The sequence below is a fragment of the Micromonospora sp. WMMC250 genome, from assembly GCF_027460215.1.
GTDB classification, from domain to species: domain Bacteria; phylum Actinomycetota; class Actinomycetes; order Mycobacteriales; family Micromonosporaceae; genus Micromonospora; species Micromonospora taraxaci.
Genome location: NZ_JAPZBJ010000002.1, coordinates 3,747,855 through 3,773,150, shown reverse-complemented (window position 1 = coordinate 3,773,150; position 25,296 = coordinate 3,747,855). Strand labels below are relative to the sequence as shown.

Below are 25,296 nucleotides of genomic sequence, written 5' to 3'. Positions count from 1 at the left end.
AGTACCTTCCTAGGCTGATTCCCTGCCCTGCGCACCATAACCGTCACTCTGGGCTCGGCACGGCGGTCAGGTAGCGGCGCAGTGACGACTTCGGAATCTGGGTCTTCTTGACGATCTCGCCCAGACTGTCGCCCTGCTTACGCAGCAGTCGGGCGTGCTCGATCTGCGCGGGGGTGTGTGCCATGGGGCGGCCAATGTTGCGGCCCTGGGCCTGGGCGACGGCGCGGGCGTGGGCGGCGCGTTCGGCAGTGAAGACGCGTTCCATCTCGGCGATGAGGGCCAGCAGGAGGAACGCGATGCGGCCCATGCCGGTGGCGTTGGTGTCGATGGGCATGGGGTCGGCCAGGGAGCGGACGCCGACGCCTCGGTCGTTGAGGTCGTGCACGAGATTGAGCACTTCGCGCAGGTTCCGGCCGAGTCGGTCGAGGGTGTAGACGACGATCGTGTCACCGGCCCTCACGTAGGCGAGCAGCTTCTTGAGGCCGTCGCGGTCGACGGTCGCGCCGGTGCGCTTGTCGACGTAGATCCGGTCGGTGGGGATGCCGGCTTTCTCCAGGGCGTCGATCTGCCGGTCGAGGTGCTGCTTGGTGGTGGACACCCGGGCGTAGCCGAGTTCCATGCCCGCGTGCGGTTCAGTCACCGTGTCTCAATCCTATTCTGTGATGTCGTTGTGGCACCCCTATTGTGGTCCCACTTGTGGCACGGTCCTAGGGCGACACTCCGTCACCAGCGCCCGGGTGGACCACAGTGTTGGAAGTGGCACACCCGTATCTGGGAGTTATCGGGTGCTTGGCTCGTCAGGCAGTTCGATGCGGGCGGTAACGATCAGCCGCGCACCCTCGGGTAGGTCGCTGGCGATCGCCTTGAAGCCGGGGCCGCTGGCCAGCCCGCTGCCAGAGGACGCGCCCTCGGCACGCCAGGAGAGGCCCGGCAGCGGGCCGTGGCCGTGGCCGACCTTCACGGCGGTGAGAACGGTGGTGCGCTCCGCGTTGGTCGCCGACAGCACCTCGTCTTCGTTGGTGTGGCGGTAGCAGCGCCAGGGGTGGTCCTTGCGCCGCCGGTCGGACTCCTGGCGATCCCGCTGCGAGTCGTACTCGAAGTGGGCCCTCTCGCCGCAGCCGGGTTTCGCGCAGCGAACGGTGGCGGTTACGGGTCGGCGTGGCATCTCGATCTCTCCTTGATCATTCCGTGTGGGTTGGTGCGGCCCCCGCGACCGCGCCGATGACGTCCGCCCGCCACCAGATGTGGGCGACCCCCTCGACGGCCCCGGGCATCCCGCACCCGCAACCGGTGCCGGTGCACAGGCGGCGGGTGGCACACACGACGGTCCAGGCGTGCTCGGGTCCGTCGGCCTGGACGACGAGCTGCCGCTCCTCGCAGTGCGGGCACGGGACGCTGCCGAGCGGGTGCCGGACGGGCGTCCACCCGAGCGGCAGCCCGCCGAGCCAGTCGAGTTCGCCGGTCAGGTGGAGGTGGATCAGGCGGGCGTTGGCGGGTCGCAGGTTCGGGATGCCGGCGATGATGCGGGGCAGCGCCGGGCGGTGCGGGTCGGGTGCGCGCATCTCCTGAGCGATCCACGCCAGACGGCTCTCAGAGCGCCGTAGAACTTCCGCCCAGGTGGTTTCCCTCGCCGGGGTGCGGTCGAGCACGAGCGTGGCGCTGACGGGGTCCGCGTGCCCGCCCACGACGCGGCGGGTGCCGTAGCGCGGGGACGAGATCGGGCCTGCGGCGGTGAGGGCTTCGCCGCGTTGGCGACGCTCGGCGCGGACGCGGGCGGCGAGGGCCCCGCGTGCCGCCCCGAGGCTCAGGGCGGCGGCGGTGGCGTGCAGGTGGTGCGGCGTCACGAGGCTCCCTCAGGCGGTACGGGTGTCGATGGTGAGCTGACCGGCGGCCTCGATCCGGGCTCGCCGGGTCGCGGCGGCCGTCTCGCGGTGGTGGTCGCGGTCGTAGTGCAGGTGGCAGCCCTGGCACATGGGCCGGAGGTTCGCCGGGTCGCAGTTCTCCGGCGTGTGGTCGAGGTGGGCGGTGGTGAGGACGACCTTCGAGCCGGTGCCGTACGCGGGCTGGCCGTGCTGGTTGGGGCAGCGGCCGTTGTGGGTGCCTCGGCCGCATTCGCCTTCGCAGGTGCACCGCCAGCCGGCGGCCTCCTTCATGGCGAGGGAGATCGCCGGCCAGTCGGCCGGGTAGCGGGCGAGGTTTTCGGGCCGGATGGGCACCGGTCAGCCCTCCTGTCCGGTGAGTGCCTGGACGGCGGCGACCGCAGCGACAGCGGCCACCCGGTCGAGGAACGTGCCGTGCGCCAGCGGGAACGCGAGGCCGGCCCGGTCGCGGATGGCGTGCTCCACCCGGTCCCGCAACGCCTGCTCGTCCTCGACGGACGGCCGGCGGCTGTCGCGGTCGCCGAACCAGGCGAGCTGCTTCACCGCCACCTCGGTCAGCAGGTCCCGCTCCTCCTGCGGCAGCGACTCCCACACCAGGTCACCGGTCAGTCGGCCGTGGCGGGTCTTCTGGGTGGTGTTGTGCCAGAGGCGAGCGACCTCTTCGGCGTCCGGTGCCGCCTGACGACCCTGCGCGCGAGGCGACACAGAACCGGGGGGCTCCTCCGCTTCGGGCTGCCGCTTGGTGCGAAGGTCGGCGCACCATCCGCAGGAGGCGTCGGAGTGGCTTCCGCCGCTGCCGTTGAGCACGGCGGCGAGCTGCGGGCATTCCCCGTCAACGGGCGTCACCTCGGGCGCGGTGTCGTACCGGGCGAGTGCCCGTTCGATCTGCTCGACGGCGTCGCGCACCACGGCGATGACTTCACCGGCGGCACCGAGTTCGGCGGCGTGGAGGTTGATCACGCCTTCGCGGAATCGTGCGACCTGCTCGGTGGAGTCGAGGTCGGCGCGGAGCTGGTTCCGGGCGGTGGCGATCGTCTTCGCATCGTCACGGGCGGCGTCCCGGTCGCGTTCGGCGATCCGCAGCTTTCCGAGAGCGGCTGTCAGTTCGGCTTCCAGTTCGGCGATGGCCCGGTCTTTGCTGCGGTCGTCGGCGTCCTGGCCGTCGGTGTGGCCGCAGCCGGTGCGGACGGGGATGCGGTCGGCGAACGGGGCATCGGTGCGGGCGTCGCGCATGCGGTCCTCCTGGGACGGGATGGGGCGGCCGAACCCGGCGACGAAGAGCACGTCGACGAGGCGGAGCCACGGGTCGCGGTTGGTGACGGTGTCCTGCTCGTTGACGGCGTCTTCGTGGAGCTGGCGGAGTTCGTCGGCGGCGAAGGTGGCGCGGAGGCCGAGGATGGCGGCGGGGTCGATCCGGTTCGTGGTGGTCATGGCTCTCCTCAGGCGGGGATGTTGGCGGCGGGCAGGTGGACGGTGGTGATGGGCCGGTGGAGTGCGGGCTCGTCGCGGAACGGCCGGGACGGCACGGTGCGCAGCGGCTCGACGCGCCGGGCCGGCCGGGTACGGCGTCGGGCGGGGCGCTGGCGCGGGGTGACCTGCTCGGCCATGGTCTGGCCGTACTGCTCGGCGCTCTCCCGGCAGACCTTCATCACGAGCCAGTGGTCGGTGCCGTTGCCCTCGTCGGAGGGCGGCAGCGAGGCGACGAGGTACTGCTCGCCGGGCCGGATGGGGTTCTCACACGGGTAGGCGTCGCAGCCGTGGTGGATGCGTGCGGTGCGGACGGTGCGGATCTCGGCCATGGCGGCGTGCTCCTCAGGCGGTCTGGTCATCGGCGGCGGGGATCGGCCAGCCACCCGGAGGCGGCGGACCCTGGTAGTGCGGGTTCGGCACGGCGTCGCGCTGCCGGAGGCGCTCCTCACGCACCCACTCGGCCCGGCGCAGCACCGACGGATCGGACGGGCCCAGCCGGTCGCGGAGGGTGGCGAGCATGTCGGCGACGTCGGCGGACCGGTCCCGGACGGTCACCGCGTCAGCGGCGGTGGCCTCCAGCGCCAGGCGCTCGGCTTCCTCGCGGGCGACCCGGTGCCGTTCGCGGGCAAGGTCGGAGGCGATGCGGCGCACGTGCACGGGCATCAACCGCTGCTCGCTGCTGGCGTAGTGGCGGGTGACCGCGGCGAGGGCGTCTGCGGCGTCCAGGTCGTGGAGGGCTTCGTGCCAGGCGAGGATGTCGGCCTGGCCGACGGTGCGCTGGTCGAACGCGGCGGCCTTGGCGAGGACGTTCGCGATGTCGGTGGCGTTCATGACCCGAGTGCCTTCCGGTCGAGTTGGGCTTGCACGGCAGCGCCCGCGGCGAGGGCGGCGGCGACGCGTTGGTCGGTGGTGGAGGGCCGTCCGTTGGTCTGGCTGGCGCGCATGACGCTGTTGCCGGCGGCGGGGAGGGTGACCACGTTGCTCGGTGGCCGGTTGGCGATTTCGTCGACGAGGGACGGGAGGGCTCCGGGGCCGAGCTTGCGGGGGCGCAGTTGGCCGAGTCCTTCGCGGATGTGGTCGGGGTGGAACTGGTCGGCGAGGAGCTCGTGCACGTGTTGGGCGAGCTTCGTGGCGACGGTGCGGGAGACGCCGTTGGGTGAGTTCTCCCGGTACTCGGTCATGATCTGCTCGACCATCGATGGCGGTCCATCGGAGTCCGGCGGTTCCGCGTCGCGCGCGCTGGGACCTAGAGGGGCGTACGGACCGCCAGTGGAGTTCCTTTCCCTGTTCCCTGTTCCCTGTTCCCTGTTCCTTTCCTCCCGTGAGTCCTCACTGAGGTGTGCGTGAGGGTGCGGTGAGGAGCCTCGGGAGGGACGGCCGGAAACGCTCTGACCAGGGGTTTCGTCGGCCGGTGGGGGCGCGTTCTCCCTGTTCGGAGGGGGTTCGGGGGTGGTTGGCGGTGCCGGGAGCTTGCTCTTCGTCGGACGGTTGATCCGCTGGTGCTCACCCCATCCCCGCACCGCCAGGTATGAGCGCTCCCCGACCCTGTAGCGAAGGATCAGTGAGGACTCACTGAGCCGCTTGAGGTCGAGTTCGACGTCGGTGGAGAGCCGGTCGTCGAGGGGCCAGACGGCGGCCTTGATGAGCCGGGGGTCGTCGACGCAGCGCCCTTGGTCGTCGACGTGCGTCCACAAGCCGATGAACGTCAGCCGCGCCTCGACCGGGAGGCTGGCCACGGTGAGCGAGGTGAAGAACTCGGGCTTGATGGTGCGGATCCGGGCCACGTCGTGCCTTCCTGATCTATGTGGTGGTGCTGAACGTGTGCGGTTCGGTGGCCGGGAGTCAGGCGGCGTTCGCCTGGCCGGCGGTTTTGGGTTGGGCCTTGGCGCGTTGGTGCTGCTTGCGGATCCGCCAGTCGTCCCGCTCCGCCTTGCCACACGGCGTGCACGGGTCCTCCCCGCGTTCCCGGTGCCGCTTCGCCGCGGCGGGTGTGCCGCACGGCTGCGGGCCGGGTGCCGGACGGGGTGCGACCGTCCACGCGGTCAGGTGCGCCCACGGCCGGTCATCCGGGACGGCGGCGGCCAGGACGAAGAGCAGGTCGAGGCGGGCCCGGTCGTCGGGCAGGGTGGCGAGCAGCCAGCGGAGGTTGGCGTTGGGGTCGTCGTCGCGGACCCTGACGGCCAGTTCGGCGGCGACCTCGGCGAGGCGGTCGGCGTAGTCGTCGATGCTCACTGGTCGTCTCCGATCCGGCGTAGGTGTTCGGCTTGGGCGTCGGCGGTGTCGGGCGGCGTGTGCACCCGGTTCGCCTTCGGCAGCGGGCAGTGCAGGCACGGCCTCACGCCCTGGTGGTCCGGGTACGCGGCCCGATCCGGCTCGTACAGGTGGGTGGCGATCGGCTTCTTCACTGGGCACCGCCCACGGGCAGGTGACGCCAGACGCCACGGCGCACGATCAGCGAGACGTGGGACTGGTCGATCCCGTAGTCGGCGCTTGCCGTAGCCGCGTGCGTTCCTGGCGGCGGTCCAGATCCAGCAATCCCCGGTCTTGTCGACCTTGGTCCAGAAACGGTCTTCGAGAGAGGCGCGAGGCATGATCGATCCCTTCACCGCCGCACGGTGCGACGGGTTTGAGAGATCTGTCCTCGCTGCCTCCAAGGTGGTTGAGCGCCTGGTCGCGATTCTGCCGTACGTCTGGTTAGCCACGGGTCACCTCGCGGAGGGCGACGGTGAGGCGGTGGATCTCCTCACGCAGCACGGGCACGTCCTCGGCGAGCGCCGCCTCGAGGAACCGGCAGGTCGTCTGGTCGCCGCGTTCACGGGCGTCGAGCAGGTCCGTCCACCGGTCGGCGACGGCGTCCAGGTCGAGGGTGTGCGCGGGCGGCCCGGCCGGGGCCGGCATGGTGCCGGCCCCGGGGAACAGCTCCACCACGTTGCTGACGGGCGCGCTCACAGGGCACCACCGATCAGCTCGGCCGGCTCCAGGTGCCCGGCCGTCTCCCCCGCCAGCAGCGCCATGCCCTCCGGCGTCAGGTCACCGACCGGTCGGCGCGGGTGACGCGGCCCGGGGCACTCGCACGTCACCGACCGGCAGCCGTGGCAGCGGCGGCCGAGGCACGACGGGCACAGCAGCGGCCGGGTACGGCGCACCTGGGCGACCTGGGCGCGGATCTCCGCCCGGTTGAGCTTGACCGCCGGCGGCTTGAGGTCGAGGCCGCAGCCCTGGCACACCTCGGCTCCGACCTCGCGGACGACTCGGCCACCGCAGACGGTGCAGTCCGGCAACGGCGTGCTCACGATGCGACACCCCCGTCCGGGGTGCTCTGCGCGATGTACGACTCCAGCCGCTCACACACGTCCCGGACCTCGTCGTCGGTCAGGTTGTTGGTGCTGGCCACCTCCCGGCCGGTGACCTCGCTGACGTAGTGCAGCCGGTCGTCCCGGTCGGTGATCTCGGCCTGGCCGAAGAGGGCGAACATCTTGCGTCGCTGCGGGTCGTTGCCGGGGTTCTTCGGCTCCGGCGGGAACAGGGCCGCCTTGTGGGCCTTCCACTGGGCGCGGAAGTGCTCCAGCTCGGCGGGGGTGATCCGCCCGGCCTTGGCGGCTTCTCCGGCGGCGTTCCACACCCGACGCAGCCCGGTCTCGTCGGTGGCCTGCTCCAGGTCGGCGAGGAGTCCAGTGGCGGCGGCGGACAGCGCGGACAGCGCGGCCGGCGGATCCGAGACCGGGCGGTCGGCCGCGGGCGGTCCGGATACCGGGCGGTCGCCGCCGAGCTGACCGACCGAGTCGTCCTCTGTCGACAGCGGCACCAGATCCCGCACGTGCGCGGTCTCCGGGTCGCACCTCAGGATGTCGAAGACGACCTTCTCCAGGGTCAGGCCCGGGACCGGCCGTGGCCGGTCGACACCCGGCCGGACCCCGGCGTGCACCGACCGGGCGCCGACGACCAGCGGCGGGTGATCCCGGGAGACGCGGATCCAGACTGTGGCGTCGAAGGCGAGGTTCTTCTGGCCCTCGACCTTGTACTCCTTGCTGCCCTCGACCGGACGACCACTGGAGTCGAGCGCGGCGACCTCCTTGCCCCGGGCGGTGATCACGACGATCCCGGGGAAGGTCATCAGGTGGGTCATCAGCCGGCGGTGCTTGCTGTTGATCTCGTTCCAGAGGTCCATCGAGATCTGCGGCTCGGCGTCCGGCGCGACCTGCTTGCCGCGCTTCGCCAGCCGGGCGCGGGCCTTGGCGTCGGCGATGCCCTTGAGGAGGTCCCACTCCAGGGTTCCGGAGTCGATGCCCAGGACCACCGGGGGCTGCTTGGCCTCGGCGACGCGGGCAGCCTCGGCCTTGGCCGCTTCGACCTGGCCCAGAATGTCGGCGAACGTGCCGTCGTGGTCGATGACCTCGTAGCGGGCTCCGGGGATCGCGCCGTACTCGTCGGCGGCCCCTTCTCCGAGGTCGATCCAGTACGTCTGGCCGACCTTGGGTGACGCGGACAGTTCGGCGATCATCCAGGACTTTCCGGCCTTCTCCCCGCCCTCGATGAGGATGAGGGGCCACGGCACCCGGCCGGTCGGCGGGCGGGTCTTCAGGGCGGTCATGCTGCTGCCTTCTTCTTCATGGCGCGGCGCTCGCGCTCGGACAGGCCACCGGCGATGCCGAACCGCTCATCGGTTTCGAGGGCCCACTTCAGGCACTCGGCCTGGACCTCGCACCGCCGGCAGATGCGCTTGGCCTCCCGGTTGGACTCGCCCTTCTCCGGGAAGAAGGCGGCCGGGTCGGACTGGGCGCACAGTGCGCGGTCCTGCCATGGCCCTTTGTCGCCGACCAAGTTCTCTGCCCTCAAGGTTTCGTCGTGGATGATCCGCAGGGGTTGGCGTTTCATGCCGTCACCTGGCCGGGGGTCTGGTCGTCGATGCCCGCCCCGTCGGTGACCCACTGCTGGATCTCGCCGTCCGAGGCGACCCCGGTCGGCTGGGTCCACGCCCCGGTGGGTGTGATGTCGCGGGGTGCCCAGATGCCGGTGTCCTGGTCGACGTCGGCGTGGACCTGCTCGCGGGTGCGGGTGGCCAACTGTTGGGCGGCGGGGGTGAGGAGGTAGCTGGCGGGTACGGGTCGGCGGGTGGGGTCGACGCGGCGTCGGCCGCCGGGCTTGGGTGGGGCGAGGTGCAGCAGGTGGGCGAGGTGGGCGGTGAGCCATTGCCGGGTGGTGATGCGCCGGGCGGTGGGTGTGGCCGCCCAGGCGTGGACGTCGCCGTCGCGCAGGTCGATGCTCATCGGGGTGTCACCTCGCGGCCGAACGCGTCGACCTCCCGCAGCACCCGGCACGACGGGGCCTTCGCCTTCGGGGTTCCCCCGCCGGTGATGGGCCGCAGCGTCGCGACGTCAACCTCGACGGCCAGCCAGCGGGTCGCGCTGTAGCAGTACTGGGCGGCCTGGTGCGGGGTGGGGCTGAAGTGGAGGCCACCGCCGCAGTCGTCGGTGTCGGCCCAGTCGTCGCAGGTGACCGTCTCCCCGACCGTGTATACGGTGGGCTTGCCGTACTCGCGCCCGGCGGTGAGGTCGGCTTCGAGTGCCTTGTAGAGGACGACGGTGCCGTCGGTGATGGTGAGGCCGTTGTGGTCGCACCAGGCGGCGGGTGTGGTCAGGTCGAGCTGGGTGACGTCGATGATGACGCCGCCGGTGACGGTGCCCTGTCCGGAGTGCAGGTGGACGGCGACGTGGCTGCCGGCGGTTACCGTGGCGCGGTAGTGGGCGTGCACGCTGCTGGTGCCGGACGCCCGGACGGTGGCCGAGCCGTACGCCTCGACGGTGGCCGAGCCGTACGCCCGGACGGTGGCCGAGCCGGACGCCCGGACGGTGGCCGAGCCGGACGCCCGGACGGTGGCCGAGTCGGACGCCCGGACGGTGGCCGAGCCGTACGCCTCGACGGTGGCCGAGCCGTACGCCTCGACGGTGGCCGAGTCGGACGCCCGGACGGTGGCCGAGTCGGACGCCTCGACGGTGGCCGAGCCGTACGCCTCGACGGTGGCCGAGTCGGACGCCCGGACGGTGGCCGAGTCGGACGCCTCGACGGTGGCCGAGCCGTACGCCTCGACGGTGGCCGAGTCGGACGCCCGGACGGTGGCCGAGTCGTACGCCTCGACGGTGGCCGAGTCGGACGCCCGGACGGTGTTGCGGCCCGTGTCGCGCAGACGCAGCCACACGCCCCGCTCGGACTTGATGTGCACGCAGGACGGCGCGGCGGCGGCGAGGGCGGCGTCCAGTTCGGTCTGGTTGGTGACGTCGATGCAGTTCACAGCGGGTTCTCCCGGTCGTCAGTGGGTAGGGCGTCGAGGTAGGCGGTGATCTCCTCGACGAGCCCGGAGTCGATGTCGTCGGTGGTGGCACCGAGGCGGGCGGACAGGCGCATCACCTGCATGCGGTAGCCGGCGGCCTCTTTGGTGCGGGTGGTCAGTTCGGCGGACAGGGCGCGGCGGTCGTGTTCGGCGGACGCCCAGCAGCCGGCGCAGGCGATGGCGACGATCACGGCCATCACGGCGACGAGCGCGCTCATGCGTGCCTCCGGGTCGTGAACAGGGTGTGGACGCGTGCCCGCTCGGCGTTCCGGTGCAGCCACGCCTGCGCGTCCTGCCGGGACGGCCCCACCCGGTGGGCGGCGGCCTGCCAGGCGGCTTCGCGGCGCAGGCGGGCGAGGTAGCGGCGGTGCACGAACCAGGCGCCGGCGGTGAGGGCCAGGGCGTGGGTGACGGCGAGGATCAGCGCGATCAGCATGGGACACCGCCCAGGGCCGGGTCGGTCAGCGGCAGCAGACCGGGCAGGTGCGGCAGCAGGCCGTCCGGCGACGGGTACTCGCCGAGGGCCACCCCCCGCCAGTACTCGCACGCCCCGTCGTGGCGCTCGCCGGGCAGGTGACCGCACAGCGGGTCCTCGACGACGATCGGCGCGGCGGCGGCCGGGAAGGTGGTGCGGGGGCCGCCCGGGTACGGCACCGGGAACGGGGCGCTGGGCGTCAGCTGCGTCATCGCGCACCGGCCTTGCAGCCGTCGGCGCACTCGTAGGCGCGTCCGGCACCGGTCAGCGGGTTACCCGGGCACAGGATCAGCCCCGACGTCGCCCCGCAGGTGCGGCAGCGGCGGTCCGGCCGAGCCTCGACCGCGGCCGCGAACGCGGCGTCGCTGAGGCCCATCTGGTACGAGGCCGAGAAGCGCGACGGCAGCACCCCGATCGCGGCGAGCATGTCGCCGACCTGGCGAGCGTCGTCGAACCCCGCCCCGCTCAGGACCGTTCCGCCGCTGTGGCCGTGGTAGTACAGCGCCCCCTCGTGGTAGCCGACCCGGGACGTGCCCAGGTCCCAGGTGTGCTCACGGGAGGCCATCGGCTGACCGAGCCCGTTGCCCACGCTGTAGATGGCGTGCACCGCGCCAGCCTTGCGGGCGTAGGTGATGAGGTCGCGGATAGCGGCGACCTGCGTCGGGTCGGCGAGCACCTTGCTCGTCGTGCTCTGCGGTACGGTTCGGTCTTGCATCTGGACTCCTAGCTGATAGGTGGGTGTCCGGTTGTGGGAGCCCTCGCCGGTCGGACGGCGGGGGCTTCGTTGTCAGGGGTGCTGGGTCGCTGCCATGAGCAGGCCCACCGCCAAGGCGCTGTGGAACGCGGCCCGGGTCAGCTGCGCCAGGACGGCGACGAGCAGGCGGCGGGTCACGCGGCATTCCTCGCGAGCGGCCCGTTCAGGGCGGGCTGCGGCTGGAACATGCCGTCGATCTGGGCGACGTCCTCGGCGGTGAACCGCACGAGCTTGCCGCCGGGCGCCCGAGTGAACGGGATCTCGCGTGCCTTCACGCGGACCCGCACCCACTCCTTGGACACCCCGTAGCGGTCGGCGAGCTGCTGCTGGTCGAGGTACAGCGGCCCGGTGCTCATGCCGCAGCCTTCAGCAGGGTTCGGCGCTGACGAGGGCCTGTGAGCTTCAGCGAGGCGCAGATGCGGGCGTAGACCGGCGGCGATACCCGACGGCGGTTCCCGCGCTCGATCTGCGACAGGTACTGAGTGCTGATCTCGCAGGTGGAGGCGAACTCCGACAGCGTGACCCCGGCCATCTGGCGCAGCTCTCGGAGCTTCGCGCCGTCGATCTCGACCCCCGCGGGTCGGGGTGCGACGGCCATTGGCCTTGGTTCGATCATGCGACAGACGGTAGCAGAGTTCAGCAGAGTTCAGCAACAAAGACGGCTGAACACGGCGGACATTAGCCGAACGTCTACCCGGTGGGGTCCGGGCGGGTATCTTCAGCAGGATTCCGCTGGCACAATGCCCGTCATGGATGAGGCTGGCCAGCGCGAGCGCCTGGCGAAGATGATTGGCGTCCGCCGCCTGGAGCTGGGCGTGAGCGCCGCAGCCGCCGCCCGCACCGCCGGCATCGACCGCAACACCTGGTCAGCCGCCGAAAAGGGCGAGAAGAACACTCAGCCGCACAACTTCGCCGGCATCGAACGCGCCCTACGGTGGCGGCCCGGCAGCATCGCAGCCATCCTCACCGGCGGGGAGCCGACCCCCGCCGACGCTGAACCTGTCGATGAGGAACTCGAACTCGTACGCACCGACCCGCGGCTGCCCGAGGACATGAAAGAGCGGATCATCGCCCACATCCGGGAGCGGCGGCAGCGCGACAGAGCCGCCTCACTGGAGGACACTCGACGGGTGATCGAAATGTTCAAACGGAGCTGAGCCCCGGGTGTGGATCGAGAAGAACGGCCCCACCTTCCGGATCCGAGACATCGTCGACGGCAAGAAGGTCACCCTGGAGAAGGGGTGGCCCAACAAGACCTCGGCGAAGAAGCGCCTCACGACCCTCACCGCGGACCGACTCCGCGGTGACTTCATCGACCCGCGCGCCGGGAAACTCACGGTCGCCGAGTGGGCCGGCATCTGGTGGGCCGGTCACGCGACCGGCCTCAAGCCGACGTCCGTGCAGTCCGAGGGTTCGCGACTGCGGATGCACATAGTCCCGCTGCTCGGCAGCCTGGCCCTGGACGAGGTCGACAACGTCGCCATCCAGGCGTGGGTGACCAAGCTCCTCTGCGGGCTACCGGACCTCGATCGGCCCGGGAAGTGGGTCCGCCGGCCGCTGTCGGCGAAGACCGTCCGGTCGTGCCACGGAGTACTGCACAGCATGATGAAGGCGGCCGTTCAGGCCAGGAAGATCCGTACCAACCCGTGCGGGGACACGAAGCTGCCCGAGCTGGTCCCCCGGGAGATGCGCTTCCTCACCGAGCCGGAAGCCGGCCGGCTGCACGCAGCGGTGCCCGAGCATTGGCGGCCGTTGGTGCTGCTGCTGGTCTCCACCGGCCTGCGGTGGGGCGAGGCGGTGGGACTGCAGCTCAAGAACCTCGACATCCTCGGCGGAAAGCTGACCGTCGTTCGGGCGATGCACGAGATGTCCGACGGGTCGCTGATTTTCGGCACGCCGAAAACCGCCCGCGGGCGGCGGACGGTGACGTTCACTCCGAAGGTCGCTGCCGCGCTGGCGCCGCTGGTCGTCGACAAGGACCGAGACGCCCTGGTCTTCCACACGCCCACCGGCCTTCCGGTGCGGGCCCGGAACTTCCGCCGGGGCTGGCTGCGGTGGACGGCCGAGGCCGGGTTGAGCGGTCTTCGGATCCACGACCTGCGGCATAGCCAGGTGGCTTTCCTGATCGCGGCGAACGTGCCGCTGTCGGCGATCTCTCAGCGGCTCGGGCACAGCTCGATCGCGGTCACGGACGGGATCTACGGGCACCTGCTGCCGCAGGTCGACGCGGGTATCCTCAAGGCGGTCGCGGACGCCCTGGAGCACGTTGACCCCGACGCCTTGGCGGCGGAGATGGCCGACGAGGAAGCCGGCGAGGTTCCGTTGGAGCCGGCGGAGGCCGACGAGGGTGTAGGGGACTGATAGGGGAATCGCGATCCCCGGAGATACCCGCAAATACCCGATGACACCCTGTCCGTGCAGCTCAGAGCATGCGGCGATGCGTTGACCAGGGGGTCTGGGCGGGTTCAATTCCCATCAGTCACCCCACGAGAAGGCCCCCTCTTCGGAGGGGGCCTTCGTCGTTGTCGGGCCTGCTGGCTGGCGGACGGGCCTGCTGCCGGCAGGCCCGTGATCGACTCCGGTTTCTTGGAACCGGGGCATCCAATCGAGCGGGATGCCCCGGTTTCAAGAAACGCGAGTGGATCCAACTCAGGCGGTCGGCGTTGCTGACGGGGTCGCGCCGTCCGGGGTCGTCGGGGTGGTGTCCGGGTCGGCCGGAGGCTCGTACGGCAGGGCGCTGCCCTTGACGTACTCGTCCCAGCTCATGTTCCAGTCGGTCCAGCCGTTGCCGTTCTGCAGCTTGCGCTCGGTGCCCTTGACCGTGATCGGGTCACCGATCTGGGTGTTCTTGAACAGCCAGTCGCCGTTGGCCATGGACACGTTGACGCAGCCGTGTGAGACGTTCGTGGTGCCCTGCTGGCCCTCCGACCAGGGTGCCGCGTGGATGAACTCCCCGCCCCACGTGAGGCGTTGCGCGAAGTCAATCTTGGTGCGGTAGCCCTCCTCCGGGCCCAGCTCCTCGAACGTGTCGAAGACCGTCTTGCGCAGCTTCTCGATCACGACCATCGTGCCGCTGGACGACGGGGTGCTCTTCTTGCCGAGGCTGACCGGGATGGTCTTGATCACTGAGCCGTTGCGGGTGACGGTCATCCGCTTGGTCTTGTTGTCCACCGTCATGACCACCGCCGGGCCGATCTTGATGTCCACGTTCAGGTCGGCGCGCCCGTACCAACCGTCACCCATCGGCAGACCGCCGGCCTGCACCCGGTAGGAGACCTTGCTGTCGGTCTTCCAGAACTCCTTGGGGCGGTACCGGACCTCGGTGGGGCTGACCCAGTGCCAGATGCCCTCCTGCGCGGGTGTCGACGTCACCGTCATGCGGCGCTGCACGTCGTCCCGGTAGTCCTCCGGGATGCCCCGGCTGAACTTCACGATCAACGGCATGCCGACCCCGACGACCTGGTTGTCACCGAGGAAGCTGGTCACCCGTACCTGGTTGCCCGGCTTGGCCATCGTGGTGAAGGTGCTGGTCGCGGTCGCCGGACGACCGTCGTCGCCGGTGGCGGTCACGGTCGCCGTGTAGGCGGTGCCGTACTCCAGCGCCCCGGCCGGCAGCCACGACTTGCCGTCCGCGGCGAGGGTGCCCTCGACCGCCTTGCCGGCCGCGTCCTTGAGTTCGACGGTGGTTTCCTGGGCGTCCTTCGTGGTGAAGGTGATGCCGGTGGAGGCCGGCACGTCCTTGGCGTCGGCAGCCGGCTCGCTGATGGTCGCCGCCGCCTTCGGCGCCGGGGTCTCACCGCCGCCGTGCCACGAGGATGGCTTGCCGCCGTCGCCGTCGGTGCACGCGGACGTGAAGGCCAGCGCCACGGCGAGGAGCCCCGCCGCGAAGACGCGGCGCCGCCCACCGCCCCTGATCAGCCGATCCTGGCTAGCTCGCATGATTCCCTCACAGTCGTGGTCGCTGCCCCATCGTCTCCTAATGACGCGCCAGAGCCGGCCCCGGTTGCCGAGGGTGAACCGAAACACGCCGTCCATGGTGCCGGATTTTTGCTACTATCCGGCGTTTCGTGAGCGGGATTCGTCTCCGTACCGGGACTGAGGGGTCGCTGCGGCGCCGTCGCGGGCGCGGGACTGCAAGAGTACGCGCCGGCCCGGCCATCGGCCGGACCGGCGCATAGACGTACGGCAACTCAGATCGCCGGACCGGCCCCACCACTGGGTACGGGTAGCGCGCTGCCCTTGACGAACGCCGACCAGCTCAGGCTCCACGCCGTCCAGCCGTTGCCGGCGGCGATCTTGCGCTCGGTGCCCTTGATGGTGATCGGGTCACCGATCCGGGTCTTCTCGAACAGCCACTTGGCGTTGACCATCGACACGTTCACGCAGCCGTGCGAGACGTTCTGCCGTCCCTGCACGTGCTCCGACCAGGGCGCGGCGTGGATGTACTCGCCACCCCAGGTGAGCCGTTGGGCGAACTGGATGTCGGTGACGTAGCGGTTGGCCGGGTCCGGGTCGTCCCGGGTGTCGAAGACCGTGGCCTCCTTCTTCTCCATCACGACCATGGTGCCGCTGGACGACGGGGTGCTCTTCTTGCCCAGGCTCACCGGGATGGTGCGGACGACAGCGCCGTTCTCGTACACCGTCATCTTCTTGTTGGCGTTGTCGACCTTCATCTCGAACGACCGGCCGATCTTCGCGGTGGCCTTGCGGTCCATGTCCCCGTACTTGCCGTTGCTCAGCGGCATCCCCGCGATGGCGATCCGCACGCTGATGGTCGTGCCCGGCTTCCAGTACTCCGGTGCCCGGTAGTAGGCCTGCGTGCCGTTGTCGACCCAGTGCCACGCTCCCGGCTGCGGCGGGTCGGTGCGGACGAACATCCGCTTCTGCACCGCCGCCCGGTCCTTCTTCGGGATGCCCGGGTGGAACTCGGTGACCACCGGCATGGCCACCCCGTAGCTCTTGTCGTCGAAGAGGTACAGGCCCGAGCCGATCGTCGACTTCGGCTTCGCCATCGTGGTGAAGCTGCTGGTGCCCTGACTGCTCGTGCCGTCGGCCCCGCTCGCCGTCAGCGTGGCGGTATAGCGGGTGCCCCACTTCAGCGGAGCGGACGGCACCCAGGCGGAACCGTCGGTGCGCAGCTTGCCCTCCACCGTGCCCCCACCGTCCGCGGTCAGGGTGACAGCGGACACCTTCCCGCCGTCCGGGAGTTTCGCGCTGATCTCCGTGCTCACCGGCCGGTTCTTCGTGCCGTCGGCCGGGCTCAGGGTGAGCGTCGGCCCGCTCGGTGTGCTCGGCGTGTTCGGGTCCGGACTCGCCGACGAGCCCGGCGCGGCGCCCGGGTCGGCCGCCGACGTCCCGCCGACGAATGCCGGCTTCTTCTGCTCGTCACCACACCCGGTCAGTGCCAGCGACGCAGCCAGAGTCAGAGCGCCCACCACCGCTCCGGCTCGCGTGAACCGTGCCATGCCCACCTCTGTTCTCGCGTACCTGGCGGACATCGTGCCGCATCGACGCCGCAACCCACGCCCCCGGCTTCGGCCGGTGTGGCAGTTTGGGGCATTTTGTCGGCAAAGCTCGACCGAAGGGCGGAGCCGGGTAACCGAATTGGAGCCCGGCTTGGAGGGGTGCTAATGTTCTCTCCGTTGCCGACGAGCGCCGCTAGCTCAACTGGCAGAGCAGCGGACTCTTAATCCGCGGGTTCGGGGTTCGAGTCCCTGGCGGCGCACCAACGATCAAGGCTCTGACCGGTGGTTTCCACCTGGTCGGAGCCTTTTTCGTGTACGGACCGTGGTTCGGCCTGGTTGGGGCCCAGCCTCGCTGGGACCGGTCCCCGACAGAGCGTGCGAAGATCGGCCGCCGCGCCCCTACAGTCCGCACCATGAGGTGGACGGTGCGACTCGCGGCCACAATTCCCGTACTGCTGACCGCCCTGGCCGCCGGCGCGGTGAGCGCCGTCGCGGCGCCCGCCGACGGCGGCCTCGGTCTGGCCCTGCGGCCCGGCCAGGCCGACTACCGGGCCGGCGACCAGGTCCGCCTCGACCTCACTGTCACGAACACCACAGGTGCGGCGTGCGCGCTGCCGACCAGCGCCGTCGGCACCGTCCAGGTGACCGGGGTACGCCTCGACGGGCGCGACCTCACGCCGACGCTGGCCCGCAGCTTCCACGACGACGGCATCGGTGCCGCAGCCACCGCAGGCCTCGCCACTGTGGAACCGGGTGCGACCACCACGGTGAGCCTGACCGGCGTACGCCTGCACGACGGTGACACCCCCGACGCGGTGCTGCTCCGCTCGGTGGCAGCAACCCCGGACGGCGGTGGCCTGGACACGTTGTGGCCGGTCGGCGCGCCCGGCCGGTACGAGGTGACCGCCGGCTACCTGCCTCTTGCGGTGACCGGCGCGGCCGGCCTCTGCGCGGGCGGGACCACGCTGCGGACGACGACCTTCACCGTCGGTGACGGCGGGACCGGCCCGCGCTGGCTGTGGCTCGCCGGCGCGGCGGTGCTGCTGGTGCTGCTCGCCGTCGCGCTGGTGGTGGTCCTGAGGCGCAGACGCCGCCGGCCGACCGCCGCCGCGCTGGCACTGCTGCTGGTGGCCGTCGGCGCGCTGGTCGTCGGTGGGCCCCGACCGGCCCGGGCCGACTACGCGGTGGACCCGACCGGTGGCGTACCGGTCAGCGGCGTCGACTTCCAGGGCGCTGTCGACGCCTGCCTCAAGGGGTTCGCCGAGCCCGGCGGGGACCCGTCCGGCCTGCTCCCGCGCCTGCGGGACAAGAAGTCTCCCCGGGTGCGGATCATTCCGACCACCGGCGGCTCGGGCGCGTTCGAGACCCCGGACAGCCCGGACGGGAAAGGCTCCTCGACCGTCACCTGGAATCCCACCTCCGTCGAACCGTACGGCGACGGTGTGGCCCGGGACCCCTGCGCCGCGCTCTACCACGAGCTGAACCACGCCGACGACATCTCGCAGAACAAGATTCCGCAGGGCGACTGTGGAAGCACCGAGATCCGTACCGCCGAGGTGAAGGCGACACTCGCGGAGAACCGGTATCGGGCGGCGAAGGGCCTGCCACCGCGCACCGAGTACGACGGGAAGACGCTGCCGAAGAACCTCGACGAGTGCAAGAAACCGGCGAAGAAGAAGCCCCCGCAGAAGGGTCCGGTGAAGCTCTGCGAGGAGGGTGCCACCTGCGGCGGCAGCAACGGCGACCCGCACCTGGTCACGTTCGACCGGGTCGCCTACGACTTCCAGGCCGTGGGCGAGTTCACGCTGGTCACCGCCACCGGCAACGACCCGCTGGAGGTGCAGGTCCGGCAGGCGCCGATGGCCGGGACCCGGACCGCCTCGGTCAACTCGGCGGTCGCGTTCCGGGTCGGCGCCCACCGGGTGGCGCTCACGCTCACCGACGGCGGCACCCGGGTTCACGTCGACGGCGCGCCGGTGGCCACGCCGCCGGAACGCACCGACCTGCCCGGCGGCGGCACCCTCACCCGCCGCCCCTCCGACACCGGACCCGCCGACGGGTACGACGTGACGTGGGCGGACGGCTCCGCGGCGGCGGTGGACCAGATCGGCCACTACGGCTACCGGGTGCTCGTCAAGCTCGCCGACACCCGGGCGGGGAAGGTCCGCGGCCTGCTCGGTGACTTCGACGGCGACCCGGCCGACGACATCGCACCCTCCAACGGGACCGCGCTCACCCAACCGGTGCCGTTCACGCAGCTCTACCCCGCGTACGCGGACAGTTGGCGGATCACCCCCGACCGTTCGCTGCTGCACTACGACGACGGGCAGGACACCGGCACGTTCACCGACCGCGCCTTCCCCGAACGGGAGGTCACCGTCGGCGACCTCGACCCGGCCCGCCGTGCCACGGCCGAGCAGATCTGCCGGTGGGCCGGCATCACCGCCCCCGCCCAGCTCGCCGAGTGCGTCTTCGACGTCGCGGTCAGCGGCCGCCCCGAGTTCGCGGTGGCCGGCGCCACCACCGAGCGGGTCGCCCCGCCCGCCGCCACGTCGATCACGGCCGTACCCGTCGCGTCCGCCAGCCTGACCCCCGGCGGGGCGCCACTGACGTTCCCCGGCCGGGCCGGTGACGCCGTCTTCGTCGACGCCACCGCGCCCGGGATCGCCAACCGCTGCTCGCCGTACGCGCTCACCGACCCGACGGGCCAGTACATCGGGGGCGGCTGCGCGATCAACGGTGTCGGGTACATCGACCGCGTCGACCTCACCACCACCGGCACGTACACCGTGCGGGTCACCACCGCCCCCGGCGACACCGGACGAGCGGCCGTCCGGGTGTACGTGGCCCGGGACGTCGACGGCACGCTGCAACCGAACGGCCCGGAGGTCACCGCGTCGGTGGACCATCCCGGCTCGCGGGCCCGGTACCGGTTCACCGGGCAGCAGGGTGAGCGCGTCTTCGTCGAGGTGCCCACGAGCACGCTTCCCAACCAGTGCTCACCGCTCGAACTGCGCGACGCCGAGGACCGGCTGCTGAGCAGCGGCTGCGTGATCAACGGCGTCGGCGAGATCGACGGCACGCTGCTGCCCGCCGACGGGACGTACACAGTGGTGGTCGACCCGACCGGACGCACCACCGGCGCGGCCACACTGCGGCTGCTCAGCAGCCGCGACAAGGCGGCGACGATCACCGTCGGCGGTCCGCCGGTCGTCGCCACCGTCGACCGAGCAGGCGCGGTCACCACCTACCGGTTCACCGCCAGCGCCGGTACGTCGGTGAGTCTGACCGCGACCGCCTCCGACCTGCCCGACCAGTGCGGTGTGGTGGAGCTACGCGCCCCCGACGGCAGCCCCATCACCAGCGGCTGCGTGATCAACGGGGCTGGCGACATCGAGCCGACGGTGCTGCCGACCTCCGGCACGTACACGGTGGTGGTGGACCCGTCCGGGGTCGCGACCGGGCAGGTCACGCTGACGCTGAAGTGAGGCGGCCCCTGCCGGTTCGGGGCGGTGTGCCTGACGTGCTACCGTCTCGTCCCGTTGCCGGCGAGCGCCGCTAGCTCAACTGGCAGAGCAGCGGACTCTTAATCCGCGGGTTCGGGGTTCGAGTCCCTGGCGGCGCACCAACGAGAAAGCCCTGAACTGGTGGTTCACACTGGGTTGGGGCCTTTTTCGCGTACGTCGATGGTGGGTGGTCGCTCGGCGGGTGCTCGGGAGCCGTTGGACGGGGGTTGTTCCGGCGGGACGCAACGGGTGCCCCGGGACGCCGGTCGGCGGCGGCCGGTGGGGATGGCCGGGTGGCCGGGTTGCGGCCGTCGGTGGATCGCCTATCGCTGGCGGTGGTTACTGGGGCTGGCCGCAGTGGTTCCCCTTACGAGTGCGGCCGATGTGCCTGCGCTCTGCGAACCGATACCTTCGCACTGCTGTTTGTCGCCCGTCCGGGAGCTGATAGGGGCAAGTTGTGCGTGAGATCTTGCGCAGGTCCGTGCGGGCCATCCTTTTGGATGAAGAGGGCCGTCTGGTGCTAATTAAGCGAGTCAAGCCCGGCCAGGCGCCGTACTGGACGACACCGGGGGGGTGGCCTGGAGTCGACGGACGTCTCCCTGGAGGCCGCACTCCGCCGCGAGTTGCACGAGGAGTTCGGCGCTGAGGCGGATCATTTCGCCCAGGTGTTCCTGTTCACCGCTCCCGCCGGTGAGGGCGTGTCCGTGCAGCACTTCTTCGCCTGTCGGCTGCTTCAGCTGCAGGAGGACGCCCGCACCGGGCCCGAGTTCGCTGATCCCTTGCGTGGCAACTACCAGCTCGACCGGGTGACCATCGACAAGCTGTTCGCCGTGGATCTCAAGCCGGATGCGCTAAAGGAGTTCATCGCTGCCAACGAGGAGGCGCTGCTCTCGCTGTAGGGCAAGCTGGCCACAGCATCGCTGGGCCGAGTTTGAAGTCCCGAGCTGCGCGAAAGGTTCCTTGCGGGCTTCTGGCACCGTCCAGGGTGGCGGCCACGGCACCGATGAAGACGCGGTGCGACACGACTACCAGCGCGGCCCTCCCGACCGGACGCGCATCCGGTCGCTGAGTTTGACGGCCAGTCGAGGTAGCCAGGGCGGGTGAGGGTGACCCTGACCAGGTCGCGGGAGAGGCGGTGGTCCCACACCCGGCTGGGCCCGATGACCTCGGCAGCCAGGAGTGTGTCGTCGATGCGGTTAACAGGGCAAGGGCTCGTAGCGGCTTCGATGATCGGATGGTCGCCGGCGCCAACAGGACTATCTGCCCCTGCCGGGCGCCGAATGGATCTTCCGCGGTGGGTGGATTGAACTGGTCCGGGGCCGGAATGGTCCCGATCCGCGTCGTCTCAGTGGTCCCTGTGCCGGGTCGCCTGGGCGAGGACGGGAATGGCTCGCAACTGCTCGGGCCGGAGTTTGCCGGCCAGGATGCCAGCTGGCCGCGGCCGGGTGGGCGTGAAGGCGAGAGCTTCGGTTGGGGTGATCGCGAGGTCGACGGCGAAGTCGTGCTCGTCGTACGGCAGGGCGTCGTCGATGAGTTGGAGGTCGTGCACGGTGGTGGCGATGGTGGTGTTCTCGGTGATGAGGCCGGCGTCGGTGAGGAGGGCCAGTTCGAGGTCGGAATATCCGGCTCCCTTGCCGATGCGTACACCGTCGTGTCGGCTGATGGCGACGCTTCCGCAGACGACGAGGTCTACCGGACGCATCTCCTGCGGCTCGACCAGGGGAGCGACGTCGGCGGCGCCGGTGCTGGTGGCGGCGATGTCGAAGGGGACGGTGAGGGTCTCGGGGTCGAGCAGATAGAAGGGTTTGGCGGTGGCTAGTTTCGGCACCGCCATGTAGACGAGCTTGCCTTCGTGTAGTGCCCGTAGGCGGACGGGTAGCTGGGCGCGGTCAGGGTTGCACTTGATGACGCGGGCGTTCTTCCACTGGTCGTGCTCGGCCAGGCGGGCCGCAGCTTGTTTTTTACCGGCGAAGTCGGGGATGTGGCCGTGGACGCCTGGCGGGGCGGCGTTGTCACGCTCGAGGAGATCCCAGACGTGCTGGCGGACGGCGTGCTTGGCATGGTCGAGGTCACGGGGGTTGGTCACGCCGCGTCTCCTATTTGGTCATGAGGTTGAGAAGCCGGTCGTTGACGTCCTGGACGGCCGGTTCGGCGCGCCACGGAGTCAGCTGCCGGGCGGCGGTGAAGGCCAGGTTGAGGCCACCGCCTGCGCGGGTCGACTCGATCACATCGATTGCCTCGTGCAGGTACGAGGTGGCGGCCTCGATGTCCCGGCGGAGGATGCTGGCCAGGGCAAGGTTTCCAAGGATCACCGCCGTGGATTTCCGCTGAGTCTCGCTGAGCTTCTGGGCGGTCTGCAACGCGGTGATGGCCTTGTCGGGCTTGTTCAAGAACAGCCAGCAGGATCCTTCGAGACGTGCGTACTGACTGGGAGCGAAAAGGACACCGGCGGGATCACCTCTGTCGGCTGTGCTGAGGTGCGTCTCGGCCATGCTCAGCGCGTCGGAACACGCACGGTCCTGGCCGAGAATCGCGTGTGCCTCGGCGCGGTGCAGATGGGCGAGACCGGTGATGACGTGGCTGTCTCCGCGGCTGACCTGTGCGGCTCTGCTGGTGAGCGCGAGGCCGGTGACGGGCTGCTTAGTTCCGTAGAGGGCGAGGAAGCTTTGCCGTAGCAGCGCGTTGCCTTCGGTGATGACGTCTCGCGTTTCGCGGGCGGCGGTGATCGCCTGGTCGAAGTACGCCTCGCTGGCGGCGTGGTCACGGCGTTGGGAGGCATCCCAGACGAGCTGACCCATCAGGGTCGCGGACTCGCCGACGGCGACCGACAGCTCCCGTCGAACTGCCCCACTGTTGGCGTGCTCGCGGAGGATGAGCATCTGGCCGTGTAGCTGTCCCGCGTCGGCGAGCAGCAGCGTCGAGGGCGTGTGGTCGTAGCGCTCGTCGAGGTGCTGGATGCGTTCGCGCAGGTAGGCCACGGTGACCAGGTCGACGCGCTGGGGATGGCGCAGGACGTATGCGAGCCGTTCGTTCGGTGGTGACGGCGCCTGGCCTACATCGGCCAGCAGAGCGGCCAGTTCCTCGACCGACACTCTCAGTGTCGCGGCCAGACGGGGGCGGTGCCAGGGCTGCGGGTCCGTCTCCGCCCGCTCCCACCGGACGACGGTCGATCGATCGACGCCGAGCTTCTCGGCCAAGCGTTCCTGGCTCAGCCCGATGGCCTTCCGGCGCTGAGCGAGCCGGTGCCGCTTGCCAGCCACGTGCCGCTCCTTCCGCAGCCGATGCTCTCGAATCCATTCATCCAGCTCAGCGGCCACAGCGCAACGGGGATGCGCCGGTTCTGCGCCATTGCCGCGCTGGAGGCCTACCCCGATCCACGGTTGCGTAGGGGCATGGCCCGGGACGGGTGCCGGCCGACGGCACAGCGGTACGGCAAGGCCGCCGCCCTCACTGCCCGCCCGTCCCGGTGCCCTCGAAGCCCCGACAGCGATGTGGAGAGAACACGATGACCGTGGTGACTGTCCCGGCGGTAGGTCCATCATGACCGTATATGTCTCCCGGTTCGCCACCACAGGTGAACTGGCTCCCAGGACGGCGGCGGTCCGCTCGGACGCGGTCGATCTGCCGCTGCTGACGCACGTGTGGCGGCTCGTGTTCGAGCAGCAGGCACGGAATCGCGACAGCTGATGACCGGCACCGGAGCAGGTGTGCCGGAGGGGGGCCGGCCGCTCCCGTCGGAGCATCCGCCGCTTCGTCCGCTCTGGCTGTGCCGGCGCTGCGGGCAGCCCTGGCCCTGCGGACGGGCGCGGATCGCTTTGGTGGCCGAGTACCGCGACAACCGGGTCGGCCTCTTCCTCTACCTGGCCGGCCTGCTGCACGAGGCCATCGACGACCTGCATCGACTCAACCCGAGCACCACCCGTGGGGTCACGGACCTGTTCGACCGGTTCCTCGGCTGGCCCGGCCGGCGCCATCCCAGAGCGGGCTCTGCCGTCCCGCGCTGATTGACCGCTACCGGCCTTGATCGCAAATTCCTCTCACCGCCGTGCGGGCCTGGACTCTGCCGGACGTCGAGATCGTCTTCGACCGCGTCGTGGACGCGGGTGACTTCGTCGAGTTCGAGTTCAAAGGCGACGCCGTGGACGTGAGTGACGCCATCCAACGCCTGGACGCGTTCATCGTCGCCCTCGGCATCGAGCTCGGCGAGGGGTACCCGCACATGCTTCTCGGCCGCGACCGCTGATCGCTTACCGCTCAGCAACGTCTGGTGGCGTCGGTGCCGTGCCGGTAGGTTCAACCCTCCTGAGAGCTCTCGTGGCCAGGTGGAGGGATCCGGCAGCGTGTCGCAGGTCGAGAAGATCACTACGGAGCTACGTACGCTGGCCGCCGGGGTCGAACGTGCGCAGGGTCTGGCTGCCGCTGCTGATCAGCAGGCGCAGGAGATCGCGCTGCGCGCGGCGGGTGCTGGGTTCGCTGCCGTCGCTGCCGGTATGGCGCGGGTGCGCGGAGCCATCGCCACCGTCCGGGGTGGACTGGGTGGTCTGACCGGGGCTGTCGGTGATGCCACGAAGGTGGCCGCTGGTGTCCCGGAGCAGGCCAGTCCGGGGGAGACCATCAGTGGGCTGACTCCGGTGCAGAGTGCGGTCGACGGCATCCGTGACCAGACGGCCGCCACTGTCACCCAGGTCGCTGAGGCGCAGCAGCTCGTCGTCGGGGTCTTGCAGGGTGGGCAGCCTGGGCCGCTGCTGCAGGCTCTGGAGGGCGTCAAACAGGTGCTCGTCCTGCTGGTTCAGCGCACCGCCACGACCCGCCAGGCCGTTGATGCGGCGATCGCCGAGGCACGACAGTTGGGAAACTGAGCGGGGCTGGCGGTGCCGTACCGACCAGCCCTGCCTCGGTTCCCACACCGTCCCCCGGCAGGGGCGTGACGACGGCGTGGACGCGCAAACCGACCGGAGAGCGGGGCGGTTCGCCGACCGGTCGGCGTACCCGGATCCCTCCGAAGGAGGACGAACGCGTGCGGCGCTCCCTGGAACTGGAGAACCAGTGCGCCGATACCGTCGCTGCAAAGGGGTACCGGCTCCACCAGAACCCGACCCGGCAGGAGGTCGCTGATGCCCGGCTCGGTACCGGTGATTCCGGGAAACCGGGCAAGGATCCCGACTACCTGATCGAGGGACACGTCTTCGACTGTTACTCCCCGATGCCGGCGAAGAGCGTGCGAGGCGTGTGGAGCGGGGTATCCGACAAGATCACCAGCGAGCAGACTCAACGGGTGGTGGTGAACCTGCACGACTGGCGTGGCGACCTCGGGGCGTTGCAGAGGCAGTTCGACGACTGGCCGATTGCGGGGTTGAAGGAACTGGTGGCGGTGACGCGTAGCGGGGCGATAATCCAGATCCTACGACGAGACTGAAG

34 protein-coding genes, 2 tRNA genes and 1 pseudogene are annotated in these 25,296 nt (G+C 70.5%); 11 read left to right on the top strand and 26 right to left on the bottom strand.

The genetic code is table 11. The features are described 5' to 3' along the window. Positions 1-43: 43 nt before the first annotated feature. From O3438_RS16650 to O3438_RS16545, 22 genes are all read right to left on the bottom strand, one after another. Positions 44-640, bottom strand: a complete 597-nt coding sequence (locus O3438_RS16650; RefSeq protein ID WP_269680820.1) for a recombinase family protein — start codon at positions 638-640, stop codon at positions 44-46. Positions 641-778: 138 nt separating this feature from the next. Next, a complete protein-coding gene (locus O3438_RS16645; RefSeq protein ID WP_269680819.1) occupies positions 779-1,165 on the bottom strand; it encodes a hypothetical protein in 387 nt (128 codons plus the stop codon). Positions 1,166-1,181: 16 nt separating this feature from the next. Further along, the gene (locus O3438_RS16640) at positions 1,182-1,844 is read right to left on the bottom strand and encodes a hypothetical protein (protein WP_269680818.1); all 663 of its coding nucleotides are present in this window, start codon (positions 1,842-1,844) and stop codon (positions 1,182-1,184) included. Between the two features lie 9 nt (positions 1,845-1,853). Next, positions 1,854-2,216, bottom strand: coding sequence for a hypothetical protein (locus O3438_RS16635; protein ID WP_269680817.1), 363 nt, complete (start codon positions 2,214-2,216; stop codon positions 1,854-1,856). A gap of 3 nt (positions 2,217-2,219) precedes the next feature. Further along, complete coding sequence (locus O3438_RS16630; RefSeq protein ID WP_269680816.1) at positions 2,220-3,311, bottom strand: hypothetical protein; 1,092 nt, start codon at positions 3,309-3,311, stop codon at positions 2,220-2,222. 8 nt (positions 3,312-3,319) lie between these two features. Then, complete coding sequence (locus tag O3438_RS16625) at positions 3,320-3,709, bottom strand: hypothetical protein (RefSeq protein WP_269680815.1); 390 nt, start codon at positions 3,707-3,709, stop codon at positions 3,320-3,322. Beyond that, entirely contained in the window at positions 3,693-4,181 is a 489-nt protein-coding gene (locus tag O3438_RS16620; RefSeq protein WP_269680814.1) for a hypothetical protein, read from the bottom strand. The genes O3438_RS16625 and O3438_RS16620 overlap by 17 nt, the downstream gene beginning before the upstream one ends. Then, complete coding sequence (locus O3438_RS16615) at positions 4,178-4,546, bottom strand: hypothetical protein (protein WP_269680813.1); 369 nt, start codon at positions 4,544-4,546, stop codon at positions 4,178-4,180. The genes O3438_RS16620 and O3438_RS16615 overlap by 4 nt, the downstream gene beginning before the upstream one ends. Positions 4,547-5,192: 646 nt before the next feature. Then, a complete protein-coding gene (locus tag O3438_RS16610; protein WP_269680812.1) occupies positions 5,193-5,582 on the bottom strand; it encodes a hypothetical protein in 390 nt (129 codons plus the stop codon). Next, a complete protein-coding gene (locus tag O3438_RS16605) occupies positions 5,579-5,755 on the bottom strand; it encodes a hypothetical protein (protein WP_269680811.1) in 177 nt (58 codons plus the stop codon). Before O3438_RS16605 ends, O3438_RS16610 begins: the two co-directional genes overlap by 4 nt. Positions 5,756-6,044: 289 nt before the next feature. Continuing rightward, positions 6,045-6,299, bottom strand: a complete 255-nt coding sequence (locus tag O3438_RS16600; RefSeq protein WP_269680810.1) for a hypothetical protein — start codon at positions 6,297-6,299, stop codon at positions 6,045-6,047. Beyond that, the gene (locus O3438_RS16595) at positions 6,296-6,643 is read right to left on the bottom strand and encodes a hypothetical protein (protein WP_269680809.1); all 348 of its coding nucleotides are present in this window, start codon (positions 6,641-6,643) and stop codon (positions 6,296-6,298) included. The genes O3438_RS16600 and O3438_RS16595 overlap by 4 nt, the downstream gene beginning before the upstream one ends. Beyond that, complete coding sequence (locus tag O3438_RS16590) at positions 6,640-7,941, bottom strand: hypothetical protein (protein WP_269680808.1); 1,302 nt, start codon at positions 7,939-7,941, stop codon at positions 6,640-6,642. Before O3438_RS16590 ends, O3438_RS16595 begins: the two co-directional genes overlap by 4 nt. Next, a complete protein-coding gene (locus O3438_RS16585; RefSeq protein ID WP_269680807.1) occupies positions 7,938-8,225 on the bottom strand; it encodes a WhiB family transcriptional regulator in 288 nt (95 codons plus the stop codon). Before O3438_RS16585 ends, O3438_RS16590 begins: the two co-directional genes overlap by 4 nt. Then, on the bottom strand, positions 8,222-8,617 hold the full coding sequence (locus O3438_RS16580) for a hypothetical protein (RefSeq protein WP_269680806.1): 396 nt from the start codon (positions 8,615-8,617) through the stop codon (positions 8,222-8,224). The genes O3438_RS16585 and O3438_RS16580 overlap by 4 nt, the downstream gene beginning before the upstream one ends. Then, positions 8,614-9,639, bottom strand: coding sequence for a DUF7666 domain-containing protein (locus O3438_RS16575; RefSeq protein WP_269680805.1), 1,026 nt, complete (start codon positions 9,637-9,639; stop codon positions 8,614-8,616). The genes O3438_RS16580 and O3438_RS16575 overlap by 4 nt, the downstream gene beginning before the upstream one ends. Beyond that, positions 9,636-9,896 (bottom strand): hypothetical protein, encoded by a 261-nt coding sequence (locus O3438_RS16570; protein ID WP_269680804.1) that lies wholly within the window; start codon positions 9,894-9,896, stop codon positions 9,636-9,638. Before O3438_RS16570 ends, O3438_RS16575 begins: the two co-directional genes overlap by 4 nt. Continuing rightward, a complete protein-coding gene (locus tag O3438_RS16565; protein WP_269680803.1) occupies positions 9,893-10,114 on the bottom strand; it encodes a hypothetical protein in 222 nt (73 codons plus the stop codon). Before O3438_RS16565 ends, O3438_RS16570 begins: the two co-directional genes overlap by 4 nt. Continuing rightward, entirely contained in the window at positions 10,108-10,365 is a 258-nt protein-coding gene (locus tag O3438_RS16560; protein ID WP_269680802.1) for a hypothetical protein, read from the bottom strand. Before O3438_RS16560 ends, O3438_RS16565 begins: the two co-directional genes overlap by 7 nt. Continuing rightward, positions 10,362-10,868 (bottom strand): hypothetical protein, encoded by a 507-nt coding sequence (locus tag O3438_RS16555; protein ID WP_269680801.1) that lies wholly within the window; start codon positions 10,866-10,868, stop codon positions 10,362-10,364. Before O3438_RS16555 ends, O3438_RS16560 begins: the two co-directional genes overlap by 4 nt. Positions 10,869-11,041: 173 nt before the next feature. Further along, positions 11,042-11,263: a helix-turn-helix transcriptional regulator gene (locus O3438_RS16550; protein ID WP_269680800.1), complete on the bottom strand. Its 222-nt coding sequence runs from the start codon at positions 11,261-11,263 to the stop codon at positions 11,042-11,044. Next, on the bottom strand, positions 11,260-11,523 hold the full coding sequence (locus tag O3438_RS16545) for a helix-turn-helix domain-containing protein (RefSeq protein WP_269680799.1): 264 nt from the start codon (positions 11,521-11,523) through the stop codon (positions 11,260-11,262). The genes O3438_RS16550 and O3438_RS16545 overlap by 4 nt, the downstream gene beginning before the upstream one ends. Positions 11,524-11,656: 133 nt before the next feature. Between O3438_RS16545 and O3438_RS16540 the strand changes: the two genes are divergently transcribed. Further along, positions 11,657-12,064, top strand: coding sequence for a hypothetical protein (locus O3438_RS16540; RefSeq protein WP_269680798.1), 408 nt, complete (start codon positions 11,657-11,659; stop codon positions 12,062-12,064). Between the two features lie 7 nt (positions 12,065-12,071). Then, positions 12,072-13,268: a tyrosine-type recombinase/integrase gene (locus O3438_RS16535; protein WP_269680797.1), complete on the top strand. Its 1,197-nt coding sequence runs from the start codon at positions 12,072-12,074 to the stop codon at positions 13,266-13,268. 288 nt (positions 13,269-13,556) lie between these two features. Here O3438_RS16535 and O3438_RS16530 read toward each other — a convergent pair whose 3' ends face one another. Both O3438_RS16530 and O3438_RS16525 read right to left on the bottom strand, forming a co-directional pair. After that, positions 13,557-14,846, bottom strand: a complete 1,290-nt coding sequence (locus tag O3438_RS16530; RefSeq protein ID WP_269683663.1) for a L,D-transpeptidase — start codon at positions 14,844-14,846, stop codon at positions 13,557-13,559. A gap of 251 nt (positions 14,847-15,097) precedes the next feature. Then, positions 15,098-16,372 (bottom strand): L,D-transpeptidase, encoded by a 1,275-nt coding sequence (locus O3438_RS16525; protein ID WP_269680796.1) that lies wholly within the window; start codon positions 16,370-16,372, stop codon positions 15,098-15,100. Positions 16,373-16,559: 187 nt separating this feature from the next. Between O3438_RS16525 and O3438_RS16520 the strand changes: the two genes are divergently transcribed. The 4 genes and pseudogenes from O3438_RS16520 to O3438_RS16505 all read left to right on the top strand — a co-directional run bounded on the left by O3438_RS16520 (position 16,560) and on the right by O3438_RS16505 (position 20,777). Then, positions 16,560-16,635: transfer RNA gene (locus tag O3438_RS16520), tRNA-Lys, on the top strand. Positions 16,636-16,785: 150 nt separating this feature from the next. Beyond that, positions 16,786-19,860: a VWD domain-containing protein gene (locus tag O3438_RS16515; protein ID WP_269680795.1), complete on the top strand. Its 3,075-nt coding sequence runs from the start codon at positions 16,786-16,788 to the stop codon at positions 19,858-19,860. A gap of 64 nt (positions 19,861-19,924) precedes the next feature. Further along, positions 19,925-20,000: transfer RNA gene (locus O3438_RS16510), tRNA-Lys, on the top strand. Between the two features lie 335 nt (positions 20,001-20,335). Next, positions 20,336-20,777 (top strand): annotated as a pseudogene (locus tag O3438_RS16505) (NUDIX domain-containing protein). 446 nt (positions 20,778-21,223) lie between these two features. Here O3438_RS16505 and O3438_RS16500 read toward each other — a convergent pair. Beyond that, positions 21,224-21,964: a 5-formyltetrahydrofolate cyclo-ligase gene (locus O3438_RS16500; RefSeq protein ID WP_269680794.1), complete on the bottom strand. Its 741-nt coding sequence runs from the start codon at positions 21,962-21,964 to the stop codon at positions 21,224-21,226. Positions 21,965-21,974: 10 nt separating this feature from the next. Next, entirely contained in the window at positions 21,975-23,138 is a 1,164-nt protein-coding gene (locus O3438_RS16495) for a helix-turn-helix transcriptional regulator (RefSeq protein WP_269680793.1), read from the bottom strand. Between the two features lie 280 nt (positions 23,139-23,418). Here O3438_RS16495 and amcA point away from each other — a divergent pair, with 280 nt between their 5' ends. The 5 genes from amcA to O3438_RS16470 all read left to right on the top strand — a co-directional run bounded on the left by amcA (position 23,419) and on the right by O3438_RS16470 (position 25,294). Then, on the top strand, positions 23,419-23,565 hold the full coding sequence (gene amcA / locus O3438_RS16490; protein WP_269680792.1) for a multiple cyclophane-containing RiPP AmcA: 147 nt from the start codon (positions 23,419-23,421) through the stop codon (positions 23,563-23,565). Beyond that, the gene (locus O3438_RS16485) at positions 23,565-23,882 is read left to right on the top strand and encodes a hypothetical protein (RefSeq protein ID WP_269680791.1); all 318 of its coding nucleotides are present in this window, start codon (positions 23,565-23,567) and stop codon (positions 23,880-23,882) included. Before amcA ends, O3438_RS16485 begins: the two co-directional genes overlap by 1 nt. 41 nt (positions 23,883-23,923) lie before the next feature. Next, positions 23,924-24,121: a hypothetical protein gene (locus tag O3438_RS16480; protein WP_269680790.1), complete on the top strand. Its 198-nt coding sequence runs from the start codon at positions 23,924-23,926 to the stop codon at positions 24,119-24,121. A gap of 97 nt (positions 24,122-24,218) precedes the next feature. Next, the gene (locus O3438_RS16475; RefSeq protein WP_269680789.1) at positions 24,219-24,737 is read left to right on the top strand and encodes a DUF6244 family protein; all 519 of its coding nucleotides are present in this window, start codon (positions 24,219-24,221) and stop codon (positions 24,735-24,737) included. 158 nt (positions 24,738-24,895) lie between these two features. Then, positions 24,896-25,294: a hypothetical protein gene (locus tag O3438_RS16470; protein ID WP_269680788.1), complete on the top strand. Its 399-nt coding sequence runs from the start codon at positions 24,896-24,898 to the stop codon at positions 25,292-25,294. Positions 25,295-25,296 lie beyond the last annotated feature (2 nt).